The sequence below is a fragment of the Candidatus Methylomirabilota bacterium genome (assembly GCA_027293415.1).
GTDB lineage: Bacteria > Methylomirabilota > Methylomirabilia > Methylomirabilales > CSP1-5 > CSP1-5.
Genome location: JAPUFX010000045.1, coordinates 1 through 6,401, shown reverse-complemented (window position 1 = coordinate 6,401; position 6,401 = coordinate 1). Strand labels below are relative to the sequence as shown.

General features: G+C 57.7%; 7 protein-coding genes. 6 read left to right on the top strand and 1 reads right to left on the bottom strand.

The genetic code is table 11. From position 1 onward, the window contains the following. Positions 1-145 precede the first annotated feature (145 nt). Both O6929_03200 and O6929_03195 read left to right on the top strand, forming a co-directional pair. A complete protein-coding gene (locus O6929_03200) occupies positions 146-442 on the top strand; it encodes a BrnT family toxin (protein MCZ6479403.1) in 297 nt (98 codons plus the stop codon). Next, positions 439-657, top strand: a complete 219-nt coding sequence (locus O6929_03195; GenBank protein ID MCZ6479402.1) for a BrnA antitoxin family protein — start codon at positions 439-441, stop codon at positions 655-657. Before O6929_03200 ends, O6929_03195 begins: the two co-directional genes overlap by 4 nt. A 62-nt stretch (positions 658-719) precedes the next feature. On the opposite strand, the gene O6929_03190 is transcribed toward O6929_03195, so the two are convergent. Beyond that, on the bottom strand, positions 720-851 hold the full coding sequence (locus tag O6929_03190; GenBank protein ID MCZ6479401.1) for an ORF6N domain-containing protein: 132 nt from the start codon (positions 849-851) through the stop codon (positions 720-722). Between the two features lie 189 nt (positions 852-1,040). Here O6929_03190 and ilvD point away from each other — a divergent pair, with 189 nt between their 5' ends. The 4 genes from ilvD to aspS form a co-directional block, all read left to right on the top strand. Further along, positions 1,041-2,714 carry a dihydroxy-acid dehydratase gene (gene ilvD / locus O6929_03185; GenBank protein MCZ6479400.1) on the top strand — a complete coding sequence of 558 codons (1,674 nt, stop codon included), beginning with the start codon at positions 1,041-1,043 and terminating at the stop codon, positions 2,712-2,714. A gap of 235 nt (positions 2,715-2,949) precedes the next feature. Then, complete coding sequence (gene hisS, locus O6929_03180; protein MCZ6479399.1) at positions 2,950-4,209, top strand: histidine--tRNA ligase; 1,260 nt, start codon at positions 2,950-2,952, stop codon at positions 4,207-4,209. A 222-nt stretch (positions 4,210-4,431) separates the two neighbouring features. Then, positions 4,432-4,683: a hypothetical protein gene (locus O6929_03175; GenBank protein MCZ6479398.1), complete on the top strand. Its 252-nt coding sequence runs from the start codon at positions 4,432-4,434 to the stop codon at positions 4,681-4,683. A gap of 330 nt (positions 4,684-5,013) precedes the next feature. Next, positions 5,014-6,401: aspartate--tRNA ligase (gene aspS, locus O6929_03170; protein MCZ6479397.1), on the top strand; the 1,388-nt coding region annotated here is incomplete at its 3' end.

The window sequence follows — 6,401 nt, the reverse complement described above, 5'->3', positions numbered from 1 at the left end:
CTTCCCTCCTCTTCGCTGCACAATGCCACCTTAATAAAGCGCTGCAGCGGACGGTGCACGAAGCTGTGCCTCCGATGGGCTTCGTCCGTTATGCGCCCAAAAGAGATGTGTTGACAGGACCCTACTTCGTAGTTATTGTGTAGGTATACCTGATCTGCGGTTCGAATGGGATCCCAAGAAGGACGCGCAGAACAGGCGGAAGCACCGAGTGTCGTTTGCCGAGGCCGAGACGGTCTTCGCGGACGAGCACGCGTTGTTGATCGACGACCCCGAGCACTCAACCGCGGAAGACCGGTTCATCCTTCTTGGGCTCAGTGCGAAGCTGTGTATTCTTGTGGTGGCTCATGCCTACCGCGAGGACCAGGGGGTGATCCGGATCATCTCCGCACGCAAGGCGACCCGCAGGGAACGGGACATCTACAATCAAAGGTGGCAAGCATGAAGAAAGAATACGACTTTTCGAAGGCACGGCGGAACCCGTACGCGAGCCGCCTCAAGCGGCAGGTGACCATTCGACTCGACGAGCAGACGATAAAGTACTTCAAGTCGATCTCGGAGGAGTGTGGGATCCCGTATCAGACGCTCATCAACCTATACCTTCGGGACTGTGCGGCCACTGGGAAGCGCCTGGAGATGAACTGGAAAACTGTGGCGTGATCGACCGGAAGGTTTGGGGTCGGGCTTGCGCCCACCTCAACGTGATATCGCGATTTGCGATTTCAAGTCCGCCCACTCTCGTTCGTCAACTGAAACATGAAATCATCTGGAAAACGACCCCGGTTACGCTTCACCGCTTCGTTCAGTCTCCCCACGCTTACGCCGTAGAGCTCAGCCCGATCCGTGTCCAGCATCACCTTCTGGCCCCGAAGATGGAGATGGGGACGGGTCGTGGCTACCTACACCTGTGATACCGCGTCCCGGCTTCCCATGCTTTACCAGTTCCCCGCGATCGGCTATACTACCGCCGCTTGCGCGATCTTTCCGTTTCATCGATCATCTCTTTAGTGAGCCACAGCAAGGAAACCGGAGAGGAGTGTGTCATGGCCTTACAGCCGAAATATCAGAGCCGAGTCATCACCGAGGGGCCTGATCGGGCGCCAGCGCGGGCGATGTTTAAGGCGATCGGGTTGAAGGACAAAGATCTGGAGCGGCCGCTGGTCGGCGTGGCCAACACGTGGATCGAGATTGGGCCCTGCAACTATCACCTCCGTCATCTTGGGGAGAAAGTGAAGGAAGGGATCCGTGCGGCCGGCGGGACGCCCCTAGAGTTCAACACGGTCTCCATCTCTGACGGAATCACCATGGGCACCCAGGGGATGAAGACGTCCCTGATCAGCCGCGAGGTGATTGCCGACTCCATCGAGCTCGTCTCCCGCGGCAACCTCTTCGATGCCGTGGTTGCCCTGTCCGGTTGCGATAAAACGATCCCCGGCACAGTGATGGCCCTCGCGCGGATCAATGTCCCGGGTCTGATGTTCTATGGCGGCTCGATCATGTACGGCGAATATGAGGGCCGCCACCTTACCATTCAGGACGTGTTTGAAGCGGTCGGTGCCTACAATGCTGGGAGGATCTCGGCCGAAGAATTGCGCGCCATCGAGAACTGCGCCTGTCCCGGTCCGGGGGCCTGCGGTGGGCAATTTACCGCGAACACGATGGCCACCGCCTTCGAGATGCTCGGCATCTGTCCGATGGGCTTCGGCGATGTCCCCGCTATGCATCTCCAAAAGGAAGAGGTTGCTTTTGAGTGCGGCAGGCTGGTGATGGATCTACTTCGGAGGGACATTACCCCGAGGCAAGTGATCACGAGGAAGGCGATGGAGAATGCCATTGCGGGCGTCATGGCCACCGGCGGTTCCACTAATGCAGTGTTACACCTGCTAGCGTTGGCCCGGGAGGCGGGCGTTCGCCTCTCCATCGATGATTTTGACAAGATCTCACGCAAAACCCCGGTACTCGCTGACCTCAAACCCTGGGGGCGATTCACTGCCCCCGAGATGTACCAGGCTGGCGGGATGGCGCTGGTGGCCCGGCGTCTGATGGATGCCGGGCTCCTCCACACAGATGCGATGACGGTATCCGGACGCACCATCGGCGAAGAAGCGCGTGCAGCCCGGGAAAGTCCGGGTCAAGAGGTCATTCGCCCTCACGATTATCCGTTGAAGCCAACCGGCGGTATGGCTGTCCTCAGAGGAAATCTCGCACCGGACGGGTGTATTATCAAGCTCGCAGGGCACGAGCGGATGGTCCACCGGGGCCCGGCGAAGGTCTTTGAGCGCGAGGAAGATGCCTTTAAGGCAGTCAAAGAGGGCCGCATCAAACGGGGCGACGTCGTCGTGATCCGCTATGAAGGACCGAGGGGAGGGCCGGGGATGCGAGAGATGCTCGGGGTGACTGGTGCGATCGTCGGTGCGGGTCTCAAGGAATCAGTGGCCCTGATGACCGACGGCCGGTTCTCAGGTGCGACGTACGGCTTCATGGTGGGGCACGTGGCTCCCGAGGCCGCGGTCAAGGGCCCGATCGCGGCGATCAAGAATGGCGACGTCATCGTTATCGATGTCAAGCGGCGTCACCTCGATGTAGAGCTCTCTGCCGCCGAGATCAAGCGACGGCTGGCAAAGTGGAAACCGCCTAAGTTACTGTTTACGAGGGGGGTGATGGCGAAGTATGCCCGCCTCGTCTCCTCGGCTTCCGAGGGCGCCGTCACTGGCTGAGTTTTCCCAGGCAGCTAGCCCGGATTATTCACGAACGGAGTGTCTTCGTGAATAATGCGTCCCGCCGCTGCGGCGGGACGCAAGGCTAGCCCTGAGCGACGTCCCGCAAACGCGGGGCGGAGTCGAAGCCCGGAGGGCAGATTATTCACTTCTATGTGAATAATCCGGGCTGGCGGAACCCTGGGGTGCTTAGGAGGAGTTAGTTGGAGGGGCACTAGGACGTTGGATGAGTGAGATGAAGCCCATATTCAAAGGAGTCCGGGGTGCTCCGGATATTCTGCCGGGTGAGGTCGGTCGCTGGCAGCGAGTCGAGGCCGAGGCCCGGCGGATCCTGCAAGACTATAGCTACCAGGAAATTCGGACCCCCATCTTTGAACGGACCGAGCTTTTTGTCCGGGGGATCGGAGAGGGGACCGACATCGTCGAAAAGCAGATGTATACCTTCCAGGACAGAGGAAAGGAAAGCCTCACACTGCGTCCCGAGGGGACTGCTCCTGTGATCCGGGCTTGTCTCGAACACCATCTTTTGACCAGGGGGGGGCTCTATAAGGTCTACTACATTGGTCCGATGTTCCGCCACGAACGTCCTCAGGCGGGCCGGTTCCGACAATTCCATCAGATCGGGGCTGAGGCGATTGGGGTCGAGGATCCTGCTCTCGACGCCGAGGTGCTCGACTTACTCTGTCACCTCTTCGATACCTTGGGGGTCGGCGGGTGGAAACTGGATGTCAACAGTATCGGCGATGAAGCCTGTCGTCCGGTCTTCCGGGAACAGTTCACCCGCTATGTGCAGGGCAAGAAGGAGGAGCTGTGTCCCGATTGCCGCGTACGTTTGGAGCGGAACCCGCTTCGCATCCTAGACTGTAAGGAGGAAGGATGCCGGAGGCTTGTCGCTCAAGCCCCCTCCCCGCTCGAATCGCTGTGTAAGGATTGTAAGACTCACTTCCATCGGCTCCAAGAGCTCTTAGGGCTTCTCAAGATTAACTACAGCGTGAACGAGCACTTGGTCCGAGGCCTCGACTATTACACCCGAACTGCCTTTGAGTTTGTGAACCCAGCGCTGGGCGCGCAGAATGCCATCGCCGGCGGGGGGAGGTATGACAGGCTGGTGGACGAGATGGGAGGTCCCCCGATGCCCGGGATCGGCTTTGCCATCGGCATGGAGCGGCTTCTGATTTCCCTCCCGAAAGAGGAACAGGGGGAGGTGTGGAGAGGCGTCTTCGCGGCGACCCTGGGGAAGGAAGCATCTCAGCTGGCCCTGCAGATCGTCCAGGGGCTGCGACGGCAGGGCGTTCGGGCCAGTCTGGACCTGGAGGGGCGTTCCCTGAAAAGCCAGATGCGTTTCGCCCACAAAGAGCGGTACCGCTACACGCTTATCCTGGGTGACGAGGAGCTCAAGACTGGCCTGGCTACGCTGAAAGACATGGCCAAGGGGGACCAAGAGCAGGTTCCCCTGCGGGAGGTGGTAGAACGGCTGGTGAGGCAGGAGTCTTGAGGGAAGGCGTGCAGGTACAACCGCTGACGAGCCTCCACACAGAATGGTACTTATTGAGTTGACTCACTCTCCGAAACAGGGGTTTTAGCTCGCGAAGTTCCCACTGGAATGAAGCAAGCTGCTTGAAGGCTTGAATAGGGTGGACTTAGGGGCACGAATAATGCATTCTTAGCTCTGAACGCAAGGTTTATTGCGCAACCCAAGACGTTTAAGGAGGCGAGGATGGGATTTAAAACCAAGATAATATGGCAGGGTCGAGAAGTACCAGCAGAAGAGCTTGATTTTGAGCCTCTACGTGAAAGCTGGAACGAGTACAGATTGGAAGATGGGACCATGCTGAAGATAAAGACCGTCGTAGCAAAGATCACTCGCTTAGACGCGTATACAAATGAGGGTGACCCTATTTACAATGTTACTTCATCGAATGTCGTTACTGCACAAGTGCAGCCGTCCATGAAGAAGAAAGCTCCGTGATCTCTGAGTGGTGGTATGGACCGGAATTCAGCCCCCCCCGACACTAAAGAATACACATCCGACAACACTCCCAACACTCCTGGTGAGTCCACTCGCATTAGTTCCTCAGTTGACGAGACTCTGATTAATTCCCAACAAGAGTTATTGCTAGATACATCAGTAGACAAGCGTGCGGAGCCATCTGAAAGCGATACCGATAAGTTGTATGCGACTTTTCAAATCCCAGAAGAGATTCGCAGCCTCGAGCTAAAAGCTCGCGACACTAGCGAGTTAGAAACAGGCAAGCTTTATAGGGAACAAATCCTTCGCTGGCGTTGCTATTGTGGGGATGTGTCAACGGCGGATGTTGGGGCCGAGATCGATCTGTTCGGGTGGGTACATAGGCGAAGGGATCATGGTGGCCTGATTTTCATAGATCTTCGCGACCGGGAGGGCCTCGTTCAACTTGTTTTTGATCAAGCGGAGGACTGGGGGGTCGCACACTCAGAAGCCAGAAGCGCAAGGCGGGAGTTTGTTTTGAAGGTTCGTGGGCGAGTTCAGCTTAGACCGCCGGGAACTGAGAACCCAGATTTGAAGACAGGCAGAGTTGAAGTTCGTGTATCTTACGGGAAGATAGTGAGCGAAGCCCTCACCCCTGTGTTCCCAATTGAGGAGGGTCCCGACGTCTCCGAAGATCTGCGCCTTACCTACCGGTACTTGGATCTTCGGCGTCCCACCCTTCAGCGGAATCTCCGAATACGGCACCGCGCCTACCAGATTGTCCGCCTGTACCTGGACTCTCAGGGGTTTATAGAGGTCGAGACGCCGGTCCTTACGCGGAGTACTCCCGAGGGGGCCAGGGACTACTTGGTTCCGTCTCGCATCTACCCTGGCCAGTTCTTTGCGCTTCCGCAATCCCCTCAGATTTTTAAGCAGATTCTTATGGTTGCCGGTTTTGGACGATACTTCCAGATTGTGAAGTGCTTCCGAGACGAAGACCTCCGGGCCGATCGCCAACCAGAGTTTACACAAATTGATGTGGAGATGTCTTTCGTGGACCGGGACGAAGTGCTGACTGCCATGGAAGGACTCGTGGTGGAGCTCTTCCGCGAGGTGAGGGGGGTGACACTGACCACCCCGTTCCGCAGACTGACCTACTTGGAATCGATCAACCGGTTCGGCCTCGATAATCCTGACTTGCGGTTTGGCATGGAACTGACTGATTCCACCGAGTTGTTTCGCGGTTCGGCCTTCAAACCGTTCGCCGAGGCGGTGCAATCAGGGGGCCACGTGAAAGGAATCCGTGTGCCGGGCTTGGCCAAGGGACTCACCCGCAAGGTCATGGACGAGCTTATCGAGTTTGTCAAAACCTTCGGGGCCAGGGGACTCACGTTCTTTAAGATGGGCACAGACGGCCTTACCTCGCCAGCAGATAAGTTTCTCGATCAGGAAACCTTGAGGACACTGGCGGAAAGTTTTGGTACCGAGCAAGGAGATGCGCTTTTACTCTTGGCCGATTCGCCAGCTGTGGTGGCCGAGGCGCTCGGGCGGCTTCGGGCCAAGCTTGGATACAAGCTGGGTCTGGTAGACCCGGATCGTTTCGAGGCTTGCTGGGTCACAGACTTCCCCCTCTTTGAGTGGAATCTGGAGGAGGGGCGGTACCAGGCCATGCACCATCCCTTTACGGCACCGCTTGACGAGGACCTTCATCTCTTCGAGCAGGAACCTGGGAGGATGCG